General features: G+C 62.3%; 18 protein-coding genes and 1 tRNA gene. 11 read left to right on the plus strand and 8 right to left on the minus strand.

Going from position 1 to position 17,919, the window contains the following annotated elements:
* The first annotated feature begins 4 nt into the window (after positions 1-4).
* Positions 5-92: transfer RNA gene (locus tag ABDK11_RS10535), tRNA-Ser, on the plus strand.
* 402 nt (positions 93-494) lie between these two features.
* Here the strand turns inward: ABDK11_RS10535 and ABDK11_RS10540 are convergent.
* The 4 genes from ABDK11_RS10540 to ABDK11_RS10555 form a co-directional block, all read right to left on the minus strand.
* On the minus strand, positions 495-1,247 hold the full coding sequence (locus ABDK11_RS10540; protein ID WP_346836463.1) for a linear amide C-N hydrolase: 753 nt from the start codon (positions 1,245-1,247) through the stop codon (positions 495-497).
* Position 1,248: 1 nt separating this feature from the next.
* Positions 1,249-1,719 carry a poly-beta-1,6-N-acetyl-D-glucosamine biosynthesis protein PgaD gene (pgaD, locus tag ABDK11_RS10545; RefSeq protein WP_346836464.1) on the minus strand — a complete coding sequence of 157 codons (471 nt, stop codon included), beginning with the start codon at positions 1,717-1,719 and terminating at the stop codon, positions 1,249-1,251.
* The gene (pgaC, locus tag ABDK11_RS10550) at positions 1,716-2,975 is read right to left on the minus strand and encodes a poly-beta-1,6-N-acetyl-D-glucosamine synthase (protein WP_346836465.1); all 1,260 of its coding nucleotides are present in this window, start codon (positions 2,973-2,975) and stop codon (positions 1,716-1,718) included. Before pgaC ends, pgaD begins: the two co-directional genes overlap by 4 nt.
* 111 nt (positions 2,976-3,086) lie before the next feature.
* A complete protein-coding gene (locus tag ABDK11_RS10555) occupies positions 3,087-3,836 on the minus strand; it encodes a TorF family putative porin (RefSeq protein WP_346836466.1) in 750 nt (249 codons plus the stop codon).
* Positions 3,837-4,132: 296 nt separating this feature from the next.
* On the opposite strand from ABDK11_RS10555, the gene ABDK11_RS10560 reads away from it, so the two are divergent.
* The 9 genes from ABDK11_RS10560 to ABDK11_RS10600 all read left to right on the plus strand — a co-directional run bounded on the left by ABDK11_RS10560 (position 4,133) and on the right by ABDK11_RS10600 (position 13,119).
* Positions 4,133-4,858: a TVP38/TMEM64 family protein gene (locus tag ABDK11_RS10560; RefSeq protein WP_346836467.1), complete on the plus strand. Its 726-nt coding sequence runs from the start codon at positions 4,133-4,135 to the stop codon at positions 4,856-4,858.
* The gene (locus ABDK11_RS10565; protein WP_346836468.1) at positions 4,858-7,101 is read left to right on the plus strand and encodes a hypothetical protein; all 2,244 of its coding nucleotides are present in this window, start codon (positions 4,858-4,860) and stop codon (positions 7,099-7,101) included. The genes ABDK11_RS10560 and ABDK11_RS10565 overlap by 1 nt, the downstream gene beginning before the upstream one ends.
* On the plus strand, positions 7,098-8,372 hold the full coding sequence (locus ABDK11_RS10570) for a glycosyltransferase (protein ID WP_346836469.1): 1,275 nt from the start codon (positions 7,098-7,100) through the stop codon (positions 8,370-8,372). Before ABDK11_RS10565 ends, ABDK11_RS10570 begins: the two co-directional genes overlap by 4 nt.
* Before the next feature lie 12 nt (positions 8,373-8,384).
* Positions 8,385-10,826: an endonuclease/exonuclease/phosphatase family protein gene (locus ABDK11_RS10575; RefSeq protein WP_346836470.1), complete on the plus strand. Its 2,442-nt coding sequence runs from the start codon at positions 8,385-8,387 to the stop codon at positions 10,824-10,826.
* Between the two features lie 161 nt (positions 10,827-10,987).
* Positions 10,988-11,668, plus strand: coding sequence for a Bax inhibitor-1/YccA family protein (locus tag ABDK11_RS10580; RefSeq protein ID WP_346836471.1), 681 nt, complete (start codon positions 10,988-10,990; stop codon positions 11,666-11,668).
* A 67-nt stretch (positions 11,669-11,735) separates the two neighbouring features.
* Positions 11,736-12,128 carry a sulfurtransferase complex subunit TusD gene (tusD, locus tag ABDK11_RS10585; protein ID WP_346836472.1) on the plus strand — a complete coding sequence of 131 codons (393 nt, stop codon included), beginning with the start codon at positions 11,736-11,738 and terminating at the stop codon, positions 12,126-12,128.
* 4 nt (positions 12,129-12,132) lie between these two features.
* Complete coding sequence (tusC, locus tag ABDK11_RS10590) at positions 12,133-12,495, plus strand: sulfurtransferase complex subunit TusC (protein WP_346836473.1); 363 nt, start codon at positions 12,133-12,135, stop codon at positions 12,493-12,495.
* 10 nt (positions 12,496-12,505) lie between these two features.
* Positions 12,506-12,784 (plus strand): sulfurtransferase complex subunit TusB, encoded by a 279-nt coding sequence (tusB, locus tag ABDK11_RS10595; protein WP_346836474.1) that lies wholly within the window; start codon positions 12,506-12,508, stop codon positions 12,782-12,784.
* Complete coding sequence (locus tag ABDK11_RS10600; protein ID WP_346836475.1) at positions 12,784-13,119, plus strand: TusE/DsrC/DsvC family sulfur relay protein; 336 nt, start codon at positions 12,784-12,786, stop codon at positions 13,117-13,119. Before tusB ends, ABDK11_RS10600 begins: the two co-directional genes overlap by 1 nt.
* Before the next feature lie 205 nt (positions 13,120-13,324).
* Here the strand turns inward: ABDK11_RS10600 and ABDK11_RS10605 are convergent, their stop codons facing one another.
* A complete protein-coding gene (locus ABDK11_RS10605) occupies positions 13,325-13,729 on the minus strand; it encodes a secondary thiamine-phosphate synthase enzyme YjbQ (protein WP_346836476.1) in 405 nt (134 codons plus the stop codon).
* 55 nt (positions 13,730-13,784) lie between these two features.
* On the opposite strand from ABDK11_RS10605, the gene trmA reads away from it, so the two are divergent.
* Entirely contained in the window at positions 13,785-14,879 is a 1,095-nt protein-coding gene (gene trmA / locus ABDK11_RS10610; RefSeq protein WP_346836477.1) for a tRNA (uridine(54)-C5)-methyltransferase TrmA, read from the plus strand.
* 178 nt (positions 14,880-15,057) lie between these two features.
* On the opposite strand, the gene ABDK11_RS10615 is transcribed toward trmA, so the two are convergent.
* From ABDK11_RS10615 to rmuC, 3 genes are read right to left on the minus strand one after another with little or no spacing between them, the layout of a single operon-like run.
* Positions 15,058-15,522: a DUF2489 domain-containing protein gene (locus ABDK11_RS10615; RefSeq protein ID WP_346836478.1), complete on the minus strand. Its 465-nt coding sequence runs from the start codon at positions 15,520-15,522 to the stop codon at positions 15,058-15,060.
* Positions 15,519-16,451, minus strand: coding sequence for an AEC family transporter (locus ABDK11_RS10620; protein WP_346836479.1), 933 nt, complete (start codon positions 16,449-16,451; stop codon positions 15,519-15,521). The genes ABDK11_RS10615 and ABDK11_RS10620 overlap by 4 nt, the downstream gene beginning before the upstream one ends.
* A gap of 3 nt (positions 16,452-16,454) precedes the next feature.
* Positions 16,455-17,876, minus strand: a complete 1,422-nt coding sequence (gene rmuC, locus ABDK11_RS10625; RefSeq protein WP_346836480.1) for a DNA recombination protein RmuC — start codon at positions 17,874-17,876, stop codon at positions 16,455-16,457.
* Between the last annotated feature and the right edge of the window lie 43 nt (positions 17,877-17,919).

A 17,919-nucleotide genomic window follows, 5' to 3' on the forward strand; every position in this document is an offset into this window, starting at 1 on the left:
AATTGGTGGGGTGGCTGAGTGGTCGAAAGCGGCGGTCTTGAAAACCGTTGACTGTAACAGGTCCCAGGGTTCGAATCCCTGCCCCACCGCCATATAAAAGAACCCGGCCTTGTGCCGGGTTTTTTTATGTGGTGCTGGGGTGGCTTTGGATAAGAACCTCCGTTCGACTCGAAGGGCGAAGCCCGCAGAGCAGCGAAGCTAATCCCTGCCCCACCGCCATATAAGAGAACCCGGCCTTGTGCCGGGTTTTTTTATGTGGTGCTGGGGTGGCCTTGGATAAGAACCTCCGTTCGACTCGAAGGGCGAAGCCCGCAGAGCAGCGAGCGCAGCGAAGCTAATCCCTGCCCCACCGCCATATAAAAGAACCCGGCTTTATGCCAGTTTTTTTATTTGGCATAGGTGCAGATTTGGATGAGAACCCCGTTCGAGCCGGAGCGCGCCAGCGCGAAGAGCCGCGAGCCTAATCCCTCCCCCACAGCGGGAACCGATATCTCCTATCCTGCGGGCTTCCAGCTAACTGCAGTTCCGGCTTGCTGGAACTTGAGTGGCTCCACCGGCTTGAATTTTCCGGACACTTCGCCGGCGGCTTCTAAGTCCGATGCCAGATCAAACATCTGTACCGGCGCACCAGCAGACAGGTCGAGGTTGGCAAAGTCGACCCAGACCACATTGGGCATACGGGCGAGTTCGAAGTAATAGCGCTTGTTGGTCAGGTCACTGATTGTTTGCCACTGTGTCGGCGAGACATTCGGCTTTACAGGATCGACATAGCCGAGAGGCGTGGCCATATTGCGGATAACACTCAACACCCCGGCAACCGCTTCCTGGTAGGACGCCGGCTGCTCCGGCAGCTGGCTCAGGTAGTAGGCGCCGCGGGCAAAGCGATCCTCTGCCTCGGCTGATCCCGGTAGCAGCTTCTTGCCGCCGAGGCCCTCGTACTGCTTGACGAGAACCAACTGCTCTTCATAGATGGGCGAGTTGGTCATCACCCGGTGTTGCGTGCCGTGGTGAATCACCGGCTTGCCATTGAGGATCTCGATTACCGCAGAATCGCCCGATGCATCCGAGATACAGGTATGCATTGGCGCGTCTGCTTTTTCGCCCAGGTGGATAATTTCGATGGGGCATACCTGCAAGGATTTGGTCGCCTCCACCGCCTCGGCGACGAATGCCCCTCCCGACCAATTCCCGTCACAGACTGGCGGCCCCCATACAACCAAAAAAATTTGGCGCAGTGAAACAAGCACATCACCCCCTACCCTCCCTTGCTATTCTCCCTGTCAATTTTTCAATATCCCCATTCGGCTTAAAGTGCACCACCGAAATTCGCGCGGCCTGCAGAGTGCGCACCTGCTCTACCGTCAGCCCCCAGTGCGCTGCGTGGCGCTCTAATTCCAGCGGACCCGGCTGGTCTGTCCTTCTGGACGCATCGGCCAGGCGGCGTCTGCGCACGAACGCAAACGAGACTAGCCACAGCGCGAACAGGCCAATGACCGCCAGAAATGGCAGCAGGTCGTTGATAAGCAGGTGTGCTTGCCGCTGCGCCAACGCATCCTGCGCCCCGAGACCAACGAGCAGTATTGCCCAGAGCAAGTGCAGCAGAGGCTGCAACAGATACAGAAGCACGCCCCACGCGATCAGCGTAAGCAGCCAGCCCTTGGCACGCCGCCAACGTGAGATTTTTACGCCTTCGATGATCGGAGGCCAGCGCCCGCTCACCGGAAACCCCGGTCCGGGCTGACCCAGGTTGCCGCTTTCTCGCGGCGAAGATGCAGCAGTGCGTAGGGTAATCCCACCACCGCCGAGGCTGCCTGCAGTATCCAGAACACCAGGGGATACCAGACCACCCAGAACAGGTTGCGGAACATGCGCGACTCCACCCGATAGTCCAGCGATGCGGCAACCAGTGACTGCAGCAGGTAGGTCAGGGCCAGCTCCATACCCCACTGCTGCGGCAGAAAACCGAAGCCCTGCTGAACCACGGGTGTCTGTATGCCGAATAGTGCAAGGAACCAGATAGCGATCATCAGCAGCATGGCGTAGGACCACATAATCGACACGACGTAGTTCAGCCAGAGTGGCCACATTCGCAGTCCGCCACGGCGGAACAGATACGGAATGGCACGCAGCACAACCGCCGTGCCGCCCTCGCTCCAGCGCAACCGCTGTCGCCACAACCCGCTAATGGTTTCCGGCGTCAGAATCCAGCAAATCCCCTTGGGCCCGTAGATCAGGTTCCAGCCGGAAAACTGCACTCGCCAGCTCACATCCACATCATCGGTGATGGCAGCCGGATCCCACCACCCGGCATCCTGCAGAGCCCGTTTGCGAAAGGCACAGTTGGCACCCGACACGGTAAAGATCGCGCCGTAGACGGTTTCCGCGCGCTTGATCAGGCCAACCATTGCGGAAAATTCCCCCACCTGCAGCTTGCCGAGTGGCGTGGTACGGTTTCGAATGCGCGGATTGCCGGTCATGCCACCGAGCAGGGGGTCATTCTGGAAGCGCCGCGAACACCAGGTCAGCGCATGCGGGTCCAACAGGGCATCACCGTCGATGCCCACCAGCCATTCGTGTCGGGCGGCTAATGCGCCGACATTGAGCGCAGTGGATTTCCCCTGATTGGTGGCGAGGTGAACAACACGCATATTGGGGATGCGCCCGGCCAGTTCATCGAGCACCGCTCCTGTACGGTCGCGCGAGCCGTCGTTGATGGCGATGATCTCGAAGTTAGGGTATTGGATTTTCTCCAGCGCGGAGAATGTCTCCTCGGCCTGCTGCTCTTCATTAAAACATGGCACCAGGATGGATATTGGCGGGTACTCTTCCAGCGCCGGTGGCGCGCTGGGCACTGGCTCATAGCGCTCGCGCATGTAACGGTACAAAAGCGCACCAAACATCCAGTAGTAGGCCATCACGAACGGATAACCGAAGCAGAATGTCGCCAGTAGATCGCCCAGTGTTTCCGCGTTCATTATCCCAGTACTCCGATTACCGGAAAAAGCCAGCGTCGCGGTCGCGAGCCGTAGGGCAACTCGAGCGCTCAGGTGCTCGGCTTTCCGGGGCGCTCAGCCGGTCGGCGGAGATCAAAAACTGCGAGTGATCCCGAACACGATATTACCATCCGCCAGCTTGGGGTTCGCCAGGAATGGTTCGATATCATTGGTGTCATACCATCGCAGGGAGAAGTTGAAATCATTCCAGTCCTTGGCGATACCGAAATCCCAGTAGGTGTAATTCAGCCAACTGTAACCAGACTTAAACGTCTGCTCCCCGACATGGGCTGACAGGGAAATATCGCGCTGAAAGTCCGCGCTTACCGTTACCTCGTAGGCGAGGGATGAAACCCCCCTGAGAAAGTCGTGCCCAAAATAGTTATCGGCGTACCAGAAGCCCGGAGAAATGGTGATATTGGAAAAGCTGTAGCTGGGCGTGAAATAGAATTCGCCGTAATCCAGCTGCGATTCCGAGCCCGGGTAGTTGTATGACCAATAGCCGATATCGTAACTGAAGCCGCTGTCCCCGATATCGCCTGCAATACCGATGTAGGGATCCAGCTCCATACTGTTACCTACACCGCCAAAATCGGTGTTCGAGGCCCACAGCCCCACATAGATACCGCTGTCGTGGGACCAGTGCATATCCCCTTGCACCTGGGCGCGGTTATTGGAATTGGAGATACTGCGGAACATGTAGTTGGTGGAAAACAACAGGCTGCCACCGAATTCGCCGGGTATATCGTCCTCCTCTTCTTCTTCAGCGCAATAGCCTGGCGCTGCAATAGCCAGCAACAGCAGTAGTCCAGACAGTCGAGCAACGGTCACCCAATTCATCATCCATTCTCCCGGGCGTTAATCCATAGTTGTTCCCGCCGCATCGACATGTCGAAACAGCCGCGCTCCCAGTCAGCACTTTGCGCGATTCAACGACAGACAAGTTTCTGGCGCAATGTGACTGGTGTGCCTCTCCGTAATAGTCGCTGCGCGCCAATTTGCAAGAAACCGCCCGGGCGGGGCGCCCCCTGCCACCTCTGCGACCGTCGTCACAGCCTCCGCACTGCGCAAAAACGCCCTCTGCGCAGCAGTTGACTAATCTATAAATTGGCGCAAACCAATACGGCGTTCAGGAGATCATGCAGAGCGACACTATGGCGGTAAAGTACTCCCCTGTTCTCCTTCTCGTAGTCTGTATTCTCGTGGTCACTGCCGCGGTAGGGCTGCTGCACTATTTCGAGCTCGACCAGCGCCTCATCGAACTACTGCAGTGGCTGGACAGTCGCGGATGGCAGGCGAGCTTGCTGTTTGTGTTGATCATGGCCGCGGCCATCGTGGTACTGGCACCCGGGGTGATCTTTACCATGGGTGCGGGCTTCGTGTTCGGCGTCCTGCGCGGCACACTGCTGGTGGTGGCGGGTACTGTGCTAGGGTCCACGCTGGCATTTTTGATCGCACGCTACCTGATTGGCGAGCGGCCATCGCGTTGGCTGATGTCCCACGTACGTCCGCCACATCTGGGCGAAGTGATTCGTGAGGAGGGCTGGCGCATGGTGATGCTCACGCGCCTGGTGCCGCTGTTTCCGTTCAAGCTCTCCAACTATTTTTTCGGCCTCACCCCGGTGCGGCTGCGGGACTTTGTTATCGGCAATGCGATTGGCATCATTCCGATCACGCTAAACAATGTTTACCTCGGCTCTATTGCCGCGGACCTCGCCACGCTCGGGCAAGGCGGCAGTGAACGCACGCCGTTACAGTGGACGTTTTACGGTGTCGGCTTTGTACTCGCGGTGGTGGGTGTCATCGGACTGACACGCATCGCCAAGCGGGCACTGGCCCGCAAGATCGATAAAGAGGACCTGTAATGCCCTGGATGAAATGGCTCCCCTGGCGCTTCTTTGTGCGCAAGTTTGCCACCGCGCACGGATTCCTCGACCCCCTCGCGGTCATGGCGCGCCTGCAGCGCTTCGCCGAACCCTCGGAAGTGGCAGAACCGATAGAGCTGCTGCGCGCCGGGGTAATTTTTCACGCGCGCGCACTGATGAACAGCAAGGTCATCCAACACAACCTGGACTGGGTCTGGCCCTACTGGATCGAGCGCCAGTTCGATCCTCGCGATAAATCTTTCATCCCGCGCGCGTTTTCCATCACCCATTGCAATCTCAGCCACCGCAACTGGACCGCGGTTGGTCTGCCAGACTGCGAGGAGATGCCGATTGTCGATCCCCGTGGCCTGCTGATGCCGCACTACGATGGCTGGTCCATCGACACCTGGATCCTCAGCGACAGCGGCGAAATACTGCTGCCTTCCAAGGCAAAGGACTGCAAGCAGAGGCTGTTGATGAACGACAACATCGCCGTGCGCACCGACAGCTCCGCGGGCGGACTGCATCTGCAAAATACCGCCAGTGTGGAGCGGGACAGCGCCGACAGTCACTGCCTGCTGGAACTGCAGGGGGAATGTGAGGGCGGCGGCTGGCTGGTCGTGGCGCTGCGCCCTTGCAACGCCGAAGGGGTGAGTTTTGTGCATCAGGTGCGCCTCCATGACAGTCGCCAACACTGGCTGATCGAGGACCGGCTGGCCGTGGATTTCGACCGCCCGGTAGATCGTCACCTGGCCTCCGATTACCGCGGTGGTGATATTTTCCTGCACCTCGACGACCAGGGCGGCCACATTCACGCCGAGTGCGATGTGGGCATGGCGACTGCCGCCGCGCTGTTTCGTATCGAGAGTGGCGCCCCGCTCAATATCGAAGTGAAAATCCCCCTGCACAGCGGCCGCCACAAAAGCCAGCTACCACCCGACTGGCCGGAAAACCTGAGCCAGCATTGCGCCCTGTCAGTGCCGGACCCCCAGTTCCAGTTCCTGTACGATGCCGCCGTGCGCACGCTGGTGCTGCACTCTCCCAAAGACGTCTACCCCGGCCCCTATACCTACAAGCGCTTCTGGTTCCGCGATGCCGCCTTCATGATTCAGTCGCTGCTTTACGCCGGCTTGCTGGAACGCGCCGAGCGCGCCCTGGACCAGTTTGCACCGCGGCAGAAGCGCGATGGCTTTTTTCACTCCCAGGACGGCGAGTGGGATTCCAACGGCGAAGCACTGTGGATCTACGACCTCTACTGCCAGCTGACCAACCGTCCGATCAAGCCGCACTGGCAAGACCCGATAGTGCGCGGCGCGCGCTGGATCGATGGCAAGCGTCAGCCCAAAGGCCGTGGCCGCTGTGCCGGCCTGTTGCCAGCGGGCTTTTCCGCCGAGCACCTGGGTCCCAACGACTGCTATTACTGGGACGACTTCTGGGGCGTGGCCGGCCAGCGCGCGGCCGCGCGTATCTGCCACCGTGAGAGCCTGGACAAAGAGAGCGACACACTGATTGCGCAGGCTGAGGATTTCCAGCAGACCATCGATTCAAGCCTCGCCGACTGCGCCGCGCGGCTCGAGCGCGAAGCGATGCCGGCATCACCGAACCGGCGCCTCGATGCCGGTGCCATCGGTTCCATCTGTGCCGGCTATCCACTGCAGCTTTACGCCCCGGATGACCCCAGGCTTACCGATCTGTGCGATTTCCTGATCGAGAACTGCTTTGTCCACGGCGGCTTTTTCCAGGACATGATCCACTCCGGGATCAACGCCTACCTGACGCTGCATATCGCCCAGGTACTGCTGCGTGCCGGCGATGCCCGCTGCGTGGAATTGATGCGCAGCGTCGCGGATCTCGCCTCGCCCACCGGCCAGTGGCCCGAAGCCATCCACCCGCACTCCCTCGGTGGCTGTATGGGGGATGGCCAGCACGCCTGGGCAGCGGCGGAATGGGTTGCGATGCAGCGCAATTGTTTCGTGCGCGAGGAAGGCGATACGCTGGTACTGGCCGGCGGCCTGCCGCCGGAGTGGCTTGCCGACAGTGGCGCGGACAAGCCGATTCGATTCGGCCCGGCACCGACCCGCTTCGGCAGTGTCAGCGTGGAGATCACGCCGGGGGACAAGCCCAGAGTGGCCTGGAATGCCAAGTGGCACCGTCAGGCACCGCCGATCGAGGTGCGCGCGCTGGGTTACGCCCCGGCCACCGCCGGCCCCGGCAGCAACAGCGTGGAGCTATCGCCGCAGTGAATATCGTGATGCTCACCAATACGTACCTGCCCCACGTGGGCGGCGTCGCCCGTTCGGTGGCGGCATTTGCGCAAGCCTACCGCGAGCGCGGCCACCGGGTGCTGATTGTCGCACCGGAATTTTCCCAACCGCCCGATAACGACAGCGACGTTGTGCGCATCCATGCGATCCAGAATTTCAACGGCAGCGACTTTTCGGTTGCCCTGCCCTTTTCCGGTCACCTGAGCGAAACACTCAACGATTTCCGCCCCGACCTCATTCACGCACACCACCCGTTCCTGCTCGGGATGACCGCACTGCGCATCGCCCGCGCGCGGCAGTTGCCGCTGGTATTCACCCACCACACGCTGTACGAGCGCTACACCCACTATGTGCCGGCGGACTCGCAGGCGCTGAAACGCTTTGTGATCGAACTGGCGACGCGCTACGCCAATCTCGCCAGCCTGGTGTTCGCGCCGAGCCAGAGCATCGCCGAATTGCTGCGCCAGCGCGGCGTCAAGACGCCGATTGCCGAGGTACCCACCGGCGTCAAGCTGGCCGACTACCGCGGGGGCGACAGTGCCGCTGCCCGCCGCGAGCTGGGAATACCCGTCAACGCCTTGCTACTCGGGCATCTCGGCCGCCTGGCGGCGGAAAAGAACCTGGAGTTTCTCGCCGGCGCCGTGGCCGAGTTTATGCAGCGAGACCCGCAGGTTCACTTTCTGCTGGTCGGCAGTGGGCCACTGGCAGAAACGCTGCGCCAGCTGTTCGACGCTCGTGGCCTGGGCGAGCGGCTGCATATGCCGGGCACGCTGCAGGGAACGAAACAGCGCGATGCCTACGCCGCCATGGACGCGTTCGTATTCGCGTCCACCAGCGAAACCCAGGGGATGGTGCTGACCGAAGCCATGGCCGCCGGCACGCCGGTGATCGCACTGGACGCCAACGGCACGCGCGAGGTGGTGCGCGATGGCGTCAACGGCCGCCTGATCCAGCGCGAGGACGCCGCCGAGCTGATTGCCGCGCTGGAGTGGTTGCGGGATCTGCCGCCGGAGCGCCGCAAACAGTTGTCGCAGGAAGCGAGCACGACCGCGGAGACCTTCTCGATGGATAACTGTGCCGACCGCGCGCTGTCCCTGTACCAGCCGCTACTGGAACAGCCATGGTCGCTCGACGACTCCCTCTACGCCCAGTGGCAGCGCCTGTGCAATGTCATCGGCGCCCAGTGGGAGATTCTCGAGGGCGTCACCGGCGCCGCCGGCGCGGCCCTGTCCCAGCCGCCACAGCGATAAATTGCCGCTGTAATGTTAGATCGCATCGAGTCTACCCTGCGCCGCTGGCGGCGCCGCTTCAGCCGCAGCGAATGGATGGCCCGGCTGCTCGGGCTATCGCGCAGTGAATGCCCGCCCAGCGATCACGGCCTGATCCTGATCCAGGTGGACGGCCTCGCCCACCCACAGCTGGAAAGGGCCCTGGCCAACGGCCGCATGCCCTTCCTGCGCAAGTTGATGCGCAAGGAGCACTACCATCTGGAACACCTGTTTCCCGGCGTGCCGTCCACGACGCCCGCGGTGCAGGCGGAGCTGTTTTTCGGTGTGCGTCAGGCGGTACCCGCGTTCGGCTTCATGCTGCGGGAAAACCAGCAGCTGGTGCGCATGTACGACCCGGAGGTGGCCGCCAAAGTCGAGTCCCGCCTCAAGGCACGCTGCCGCGACCCCCTATTGAAGGGCGGCAGCTGCTACCTGAGCCTGTTCCGCGCCGGCACCGAGCACGGCGAGGCGCATTTCTGTCCCGCCGACCGCGGCTGGGGGCCGGCACTGCGCGAGGCCAGTCCATTCACGGTGGCGCTACTGCTGCTGACGAATTTGTGGAGCCTGGTGCGCACCGGCGCGCTGGTGGTGGTGGAGTTTTTCCTCGCGCTGGTGGACTGCGTGCGCGGCATCATCCAGGGCCAGGACCTGATGCGTGAACTGATGTTCGTGCCCACGCGGGTGGCGGTCACCATTCTGATGCGCGAACTGTGCACCATCGGCGTCAAGATCGATATCGCCCGCGGTCTGCCGGTGATCTACGTCAATATGCTCGGCTACGATGAGCAATCCCACCGCCGCGGCCCGCGCTCGGCGTTTGCCCACTGGGTACTCAAAGGTATCGACGACGCCATCGCGCGTATCTGGCGCGCAGCGCACCGCTCGGACCACCGCCACTACGATGTGTGGATCTTTTCCGATCACGGCCAGGAACAGGCGCAACCCTATGAGGAGCGCTTTGGACGCAGCCTCGGTGCCGCTTTGAGTGAGGCCCTCGCCGATCTGCCCGGCGACAGCTCCGACTACCGCAGCAGCGGCCGCAGCGGCCACCAGCTGGAGCGGGCACGGCTGTTCGGCAGCGAGTGGATCGAGAAGATCATGCCCGACAATGCCGGCGACCCGCACACCAGCGAGGCGCCCTTGGCGCTGGCGGCGCTGGGTCCCGTGGCCATGCTTTACAACCTCGATCTGAACGGCACTGACCGCGCCGAGGCGGCGCGCCGGATTGTCGAGAAGGCGCAGGTGCCACTGGTGCTTTACAAGGCGGAGCCCGACAACCCGGAATCGGAAATTCGCGGCTGGTGGCGCGAAGGCGCGGTGACAATGCCGCAGGACGCGGCACAGGTGCTCGGCCATTCACACCCGTTCCCGGCGGAGACGGCCGCCGATATGGCGCAACTCTGCTTCCACGAGGATGCCGGTGACTTCATGATGTACGGCTGGTGCGCGGGTACCGAGCCGATCACGTTTGCGATGGAGAACGGCAGTCACGGCGGTGCCGGACCCAACGAGACCCACGCGTTTGCGCTGATGCCGGAGGATATCCCGCCGCCGGACCGGCAGCGCGGACACTGGCGCCCTGAAGAGCTGCGCGCCGCTGCGCGGGCGTTCCTGCGCGGTGCGAAGCCGGCGGCGGTGCGGCCGCGCGCGAGTGCGGTCAAGACCCTGCGCGTGATGACCTACAACGTGCACAGCTGCCGCGGCGTGGACGGCAAGCTGTCGCCCCAGCGCATCGCCCGCGTGATCGCGCGTTACAACCCCGACGTGGTGGCGCTACAGGAACTGGACGTGATGCGCGAGCGCAGCGGTGGCCTCGACCAGGCCCAGCGCCTGGCGCGACTGCTGGCGATGGACTTCCATTTCCAGCCGGCGCTGCACCTCGAAGAGGAGCGTTACGGCGATGCCATTCTGTCGCGCGTGCCAATGCGCATGGTCAAAAAGGACATACTGCCGGGCCCACCGTCGACCAAGCCCGGGCTGTTCAACCCCGCCGCCGACGAACCCCGCGGCGCGGTGTGGGTGGAGGTGACACACGGCGATCACAAGGTCCAGATCTTCAACACGCATCTGGGGCTCGGCAAGGCCGAGCGACTGCTGCAGGTGGACGCACTGCTCGGCCCGGAATGGCTGTCGCACCCGTCCTGCAACGGCCCCAAAGTCCTGCTGGGCGATTTCAACGCCCTGCCCAACGCCGCCGAGATCAAGCGCCTGCTCGGGCCGCTGCGCGACGCCCAGGTCCAAGCCCCCGACCACACGCCGCGCGGCACATTTTTCAGCCGCATGCCCAAAGTGCGTATCGACCACATCTTTGTTTCGCCGGGTCTGAAGGTCCAGCGAATTATCGTGCCCAACACCGAGCTGTCGCGCCAGGCCTCCGATCACCTGCCGCTGATCGCCGATATCGAGATTCCCACGGAGGCGCCAGATACCGATTGAAATGCCGTCCGCAAGCCCCCATATTCTGTGTCTGGTACCCGACACTCGCCACGCTGGAGCAACCGGCCGGCGGGTGAACCAGTGAAGAACCTTTTGCCCGACTTGATGGTCTATATCACTGGCTATATGATTCTTCCAATTATCACTAGCAGGAGTCGCTAATGCAGCCGCAAGTTTATTCAACCACCCGCGCAGTGGATCGCTCGGAATCGGCAAAAGTCTTGCGCAACACCTATGCGCTACTGGCCATGACCGTGCTGTTCAGCGCCGTTACCGCCGGTATTTCCATGGCCATCGGCATGGGCCGCGGCATGAGCCTGATCTGCTCTCTCGGTGCACTGGCGCTGATCTGGTTTGTCCTGCCGCGCACCGCCAACACCGGCAAGGGTGTGGGCGTGGTGTTCGCATTTACCGGCCTGCTCGGCGCCTCCCTCGGCCCGATGCTGAACCACTACCTGGGTATGGCCGGCGGCGGCCAGATCGTCATGCAGGCCCTGGGTACCACCGCACTGATCTTCTTCGCGCTGTCTGCCTACGTGCTGACCACGCGCAAGGACTTCAGCTTTATGGGCGGCTTCCTGTTCGTCGGCCTGATCGGCGTGCTGGTGTGCTCGCTGGGCATGGTCATCGCGAGCTTCTTCGGCGTTTACATGCCGCTGGCCAGCGTAGCCCTGAGCGGCGTCATCGCCCTGCTGTTCTCCGGCTTTATCCTGTACGACACCAGCGCGATCATTCACGGCGGTGAGACCAACTACATCTACGCCACCGTGCGCCTGTACCTGGATATCCTGAACCTGTTCACCAGCCTGCTGCACATCATCGGCTTCGCCTCCGACGATTAATCGCAGTCACCGGCCCCGTGACTTTCCAATGCCCCGCTCCGCGGGGCATTTTGCTATACGGCACACTATGAAATTCTCACTCGCCGTTTACGGCGCTCCGCATTCATCCCAGTCCGCCGCCACCGCGCTGCGCTTCGCCCGCGCACTGCTGGCGCAGGGGCACGAGCTGTACCGGGTATTTTTTTACGGCGACGGCGTACACAACGGCAGCGCGCTCAGCGCACCGCCGCAGGACGAGGCGGATATTGTGAGTGGTTGGCAGGCGTTACAGCGCGAGCACCAGCTGGACCTCGTGGTCTGCATTGCCGCGGCCCAGCGCCGCGGGCTCTTGAGCGCGAGCGAAGCCAAGCGGCTGGAAAAGCCGGCCGCCAACCTCGCCGCGGGCTTTGCGCTGGCCGGGCTCGGCCAACTGGCCGACGCGGCCGCCTGCTCCGACCGCCTGATCACCTTTGGAGGCTGACCCAGTGGCAAACAAGACCCTGGCCCTGTGCCGCCAGCCCCCTTACGGCAATGCCCTCGCCCGCGAGGGGCTCGAGGCGATACTCGCTGCCGCCGCCATGGACTGTGCCCCGCAGGTACTGTTTCTGCGCGACGGCGTCTTCCAGCTACTGGCGGCCCAGGAGCCGGCCGGTATCGAGCAAAAGAGCCTGCTGCGCAACCTGCAGGCGCTGCCGATGTTCGGGGTGGAGACCCTGCACGTGTGCGAGGCCAGCCTGCTGGAGCGCGGTATTGATCCGCAGCGCATTCAGGTGCCCGGCGCCGAAATCAAGCTGCTGCCGGACAGCGGTAGTTTTATTGGCGCTTTCGACACCGTACTGAGCTTTTGAGGGACAGGCCATGACTCTGCATATCGTCAACCAATCCCCGTACAACTCCACCGCGCTGGGCGACTGTATCGCCGCCTTTCGCGACGGCGACGCGCTGTTGCTGATTGAAGACGGCGTCTATGCACTGAGCGGTCTGGCCGGTGAGATCGCCGCAAACCCGGTATACTGCCTCGCCAACGACGCCCTCGCGCGCGGTCTCGAGGTACCGAAAAACGTCCGGGCAATCGACGACGCCCGTTGGGTCGAGCTGTGCACTGAACACCAACCCATCGTCAGCTGGTTCAAGTGATGAGCAATCTTGTAATCGAGGGCCGGGAAATCCCGCTGGACAAGGAAGGCTTCCTGCGCAATCTGGATGACTGGAGCCCGGCTGTGGCCGAGCAGCTGGCCCACGCCGAAGGCATCGAACTGAGCGAGGCACACTGGCAAGTGGTCCGCCTGCTGCAGGATTTCTACCGCGAATTCGAACTGTCCCCGGCGATGCGCCCGCTGGTCAAGTATGTCGGCCAGCACCTCGGCGCCGACAAGGGTCGCAGCATCTACCTGATGCAGCTGTTCCCGCCGAGCCCGGCCAAGATCGGCAGCAAGATTGCCGGATTGCCGAAGCCGACCAACTGTCTCTGACCCGCTATATCGACCGTAGGGTACGCCGCGCGCACCGCCGATCTCGACATCGGCAAAACTCGCAGCCCTGACTTAGTTCAGTGGCGGCGCCGCTGCCGGTAGCCGCTCGTTCAACAGCCTGATCGGCAAATGTTTCTCGAACGGCTCCCGGCAGCGGCGCCTGCGCGTTGAGCGTTGAGATTTATACAGGCACCTGCGCCGCCTGCTAAATATGTAATATCACCCGCCGCCGTCCGCGGTGATGCCGGTGTTCCCACAGATACAGCCCCTGCCAGGTACCCAGTAGCAGGCGCCCGCGCTGAAATGGCACCGACACGCTGGTGGCGGTCAGCGCCGCCTTGATATGCGCAGGCATATCGTCCGGGCCTTCCAGGGTATGCGTGTAGAGAGGGTCGTTTTCCGGTACCAGCCGGTTCAGCCAGCTTTCCAGGTCCACCCGCGCGGACGGGTCGGCGTTCTCCTGGATCAGCAGGCTCGCCGAGGTGTGCTGGATAAACAGCGTACACAGCCCCTCATCCGCGCCCTGCCCGGCCAGCCAGTCAGACGCCTGGTCGGTAAACTCGTGCAGCCCCTGGCCTTTCACTAAAATCTCAATCTCACCAATTGCCATAGAAATTCCTTTACAATGCGCGCCCGCTCCAACCATGTAATGAATGCATTTTAATATGGCCATACACCGGGTAAACACCGACGACTACGAAGAACAGCTCCGCGCCAAGGCCGAGCGCCTGCAACAGGCCTACAGCGCCTATACGGATCTGGCACCGGAGGTATACCCGTCGCCGCCCAGTCACTACCGCCTGCGCGCCGAGTTCAAGGTGTGGCAGGAAGGCGGTCGCGCCCACTATGCCATGTACCGGCAGGGCGAATACAAGCAGCCGTTTATCATCGACGAATTCACCGTGGGCGCCGAGCTGATCAATCAGTTGATGCCGACAGTGCTGGATGCGGTGAATCAGAGCGAGGTGCTGCGCAAGCGCCTGTTCTCGGCCGAATTTCTCACCACCCTGAGCGGCGATGCACTGATCACGCTGATCTACCACAAGAAGCTGGATGAACAGTGGGAAGCGGAAGCACGCGCGCTGCAGGAGAAGCTTGGCTTCCCCGTACTCGGCCGCTCGCGCAAACAGAAGCTCGTTCTGGAACGGGACTATGTGATCGAGCAGTTACCGGTGGGCGACAAGACTTACCAGTACAAGCAGGTAGAAGGCAGTTTCACCCAGCCCAACGGTGAGATCTGCCGCGCGATGATCGGCTGGGCCAAGGATGTGTGCGAAGACAGCAGCGGCGATCTGCTGGAACTCTACTGTGGCAATGGCAACCTCACGATTCCACTATGCGAGCACTTCGGCAAGGTGCTGGCCACCGAGATCTCCAAGGTTTCGGTGAATTCGGCCCAGGAGAATATTCGCGCGAACGGGGTGACCAACCTGGATATCGTGCGGCTCTCCAGCGAGGAGTTCACCCAGGCCATCGACAAGGTACGCCCCTTCCGCCGCCTGAAGGATATCGATCTCGACAGCTACGACTTCTCCACCGTACTGGTCGACCCGCCCCGCGCCGGGCTGGATCCCGACACCTGCGCTATGGTCGCGCGCTTCCCGCGCATTCTGTATATCTCCTGTAACCCGGAAACGCAGTTGGAGAACTTAGTGGAATTGAGCAAGACCCACAGAGTGGAGCGCTTTGCGTTGTTTGACCAGTTTCCGTATACGGATCACACGGAGTCGGGATTGTTGCTGGTGCGCAAAGATTCCTGAGGTTTCTGCCGGCTCAGTCGGGCGAACACAAGGTTCGCCCCTACCGATCCTGCTCAATGCATTTTAATAGTGCACGACTTCCGGATATTGCGTAGGTCGCGAACTTAACAGAATCTACTGCACACCTTCCGTAGGGGCGAACCTTGTGTTCGCCCAACCCCGCCGCGGCGTCAAACGATCAGAACTCCCGCCCGATAATCCGCTTGGCCGCATCCAGCGCGAAATCCTTATACTCGACTTCGATCTCGGCCATCTCCACCTCAAACTCGAACTGCTTCTTGCGCGGCAGTTTCTTCCACTCTTTCAGGATCGGGATATGGCCGGTCTTGTCGGCGATGGTGTAGAAGGCCACAAACTCATCGCGTACAGACTTGTCCACGTGCAACGCGTCGAGTAATACGCGGATACGTATCGAGGCTTCGGTCAGGCCCACGCCGTCGTCCAGCAGCGTGCGCGCGATAATCTGGATACTATCATTGACCCGCTGGCGCTGATCCTGCGCCGACTGCTCCAGCTCCGCCAATTGCTGCGCCTGCCTGCGTTGCGCCAGCTGTAACTTGCGCAGGTAGTAGCCGGCAATCACGGCGAGAGTGAAGATAATCAGCGCGGCTACTACGAGCAGCCAGGTCGGAAATGCGGTCATGGGAAGAGTACCTCAAGTAGCGCCAGCCCCAGGCTGGCAGTGACGATGGACAGCAACGTGCTGAGGGCCACGATGTTGGCCGCCAGCTGGCTGTTGCCGCCGAGCGCGCGCGCCATGATAAACGAAACCGTGGCGCTGGGCGTGGCCGCCAGCAACAGCAGCACGCCCATAGACTGCGGCGGCAGCTGCAGCAGCCAGCCGAAGACCAGCAATACTGCCGGCACCGCCAACAGCTTGAATGCCACCGCGCCGAAAGCGGCCAGCGAGCTGCGCTTCAACAGGCTGAAATCCAGGCTGGCGCCGATACACAACAGCGCCAGCGGCAGTGTAATCGAAGCCAGGTAGTCGCCGGTCTGCAGCAGGATATCCGGCAGCGTCAGGCCGATCTCGCGGCACACCAGCGCCAGCACGATGGCCACGATCAGCGGGTTGCGGGCAATATCCTTTGCCAGCTTGGCCCAGCGGAATTCAACCTCCTGGCTGTAGACCGCAAACAGGGTCACCGCGGCGAGATTGTACAGGATGGTCACCACCGCCATCAGCAGCGCCGCCTGTGCCAGGCCGGCGGAACCGTAGGCGTTGGTAGCCCAGGCCAGGCCGATAATGCCCAGATTGCCGCGGAAGGCGCCCTGGATAAACGCGCTGCGATCGCCGCGCGCCAGCGGTCGCGCCACCAGCCACGCCAGCGGGATACTGACCAGCGTGCCGAGCACGCCGGCGGCCAGCAGCGGCAGCTCCTCGTGCAATTGCGCATCGGCGGTAAAAATCTTGATAAACAACAACACCGGCAGCGTGATCAGAAACACCAGCCTGGAGGCGTCGTCGACGAACGCCTCGCGCAGCAGGCCCCGCTGCGCGAGCCAGTAGCCGATGATCAGCGTCAGGAAAATCGGTCCGGTGACCGACAGGGCAAAGGCGAAGGTCTCCACGAATTACTCGCCGTCGCCCTCGGTTTCCACTTCCTCCAGCGGTTCCTGCTCCGGCTCCGGCAGCGCCGCCCGGTCGCTGTCACCGGCGCGCTCGCGCAGCTCGGCGCTGATCTGCTTGCGCGTCTTGGCGCCGAGCTTGCGCAGGCTATCGATACGCTTGACCGCGTTGCCGCGGCCGGTGGACAGGCGCTTGCAGGTCTGCTGGTAGGCGTCGTCCGCCTGGCGCAGGCGATCGCCCAGTTCATCGAGAGACTCCAGCACCAGCGCAAACTGGTCGTGCAGCTTGCCCGCCTCGGCGGCGATCTTCTCGGCGTTCTTGTTCTGTTTCTCGTAGCGCCAGATATTCTCTACCGTGCGCAGGGTTGCCATCAGGCTGGTGGGGCTGACCAGTACGATCTGGCGCTCGTAGGCAAAGCGGAACAGCTCAGGATCCGCCTGCATGGCAAGCATATAGGCCGCCTCGATGGGCACGAAGATAAACACGAAATCCAGTGTGCGCACGCCCTCGAGCTGCTCGTAGGCCTTCTTGTTCAGGCCGGTGATATGTGCGCGCAGGGAGTTGACGTGCTGCTTCAGGGCCTGGGTGCGTTCCTCATCGGTTTCCGCCGAGCTGTAGCGCTCGTAATCCACCAGCGACACCTTGGAATCGATGATGATGTCCTTGTGCTCCGGCAGGCGCACGATCACGTCCGGCTGGCGGCGACGGCCGTCGGTGGTGATGGTCACCTGGGTCTCGTACTCGCGGCCCTTCTGCAGGCCGGATTCCTCCAGCAGCCGCTCCAGTACGACTTCGCCCCAGTTGCCCTGGATCTTGCGGTCGCCCTTGAGCGCCGAAGTCAGGTTCAGGGCCTCGTCGCTGATGCGCTGGGTCTGCTCGCGCAACGCCTTGATCTGGCCTACGAGGCTGCCGCGCTCGCGGTTTTCCTGATCGTAGACATGCTCCACCCGCTTGCGGAAATCGCCCAGCTGGCGCTCCAGCGGGTCGAGACTCTTGCGCAGGCTGTCCTCGCTGCGGCGCACGAACGCCTGCTGTTTCTCTTCGAAAATCCGGTTGGCGAGGTTCTCGAACTGCTGCGCCATCTGCTTGCGGTTCTGCTCCACCAGCTGGCGCTGCTCGGCCAGCGCCGCCTCGCTCTTCTCCACCAGCACCTGGCTGCGCGTCAGGCGCTGCAGCTTGTCCTCCAGTTCGCCGCGCAGCTTTTGCACCTCCGCCGCCAGCTGCGCCTCGCGCTCGCGACTGCCGTCGAGCCGCGCCTGCACCACGTTAAGCTCGGCCCCGGCGGCCTGCAGCTCGGCAGCGGCCTCCGCCTGGCGGCCGCGCGCGCCCAGCCGGGCGAGCCAGAACACCAGCCCGAGCAGTACGGCCAGCGCCACGGCGGCCAGTACGGCGTGTTCGGAAGTCAGCGTCAGCGGGAACAATTGCATAAAAAACTCGCGGATTTGAGGTATTCTTTTACGACTGGTCTCA

The sequence above is a fragment of the Microbulbifer sp. SAOS-129_SWC genome (assembly GCF_039696035.1).
GTDB lineage: Bacteria > Pseudomonadota > Gammaproteobacteria > Pseudomonadales > Cellvibrionaceae > Microbulbifer.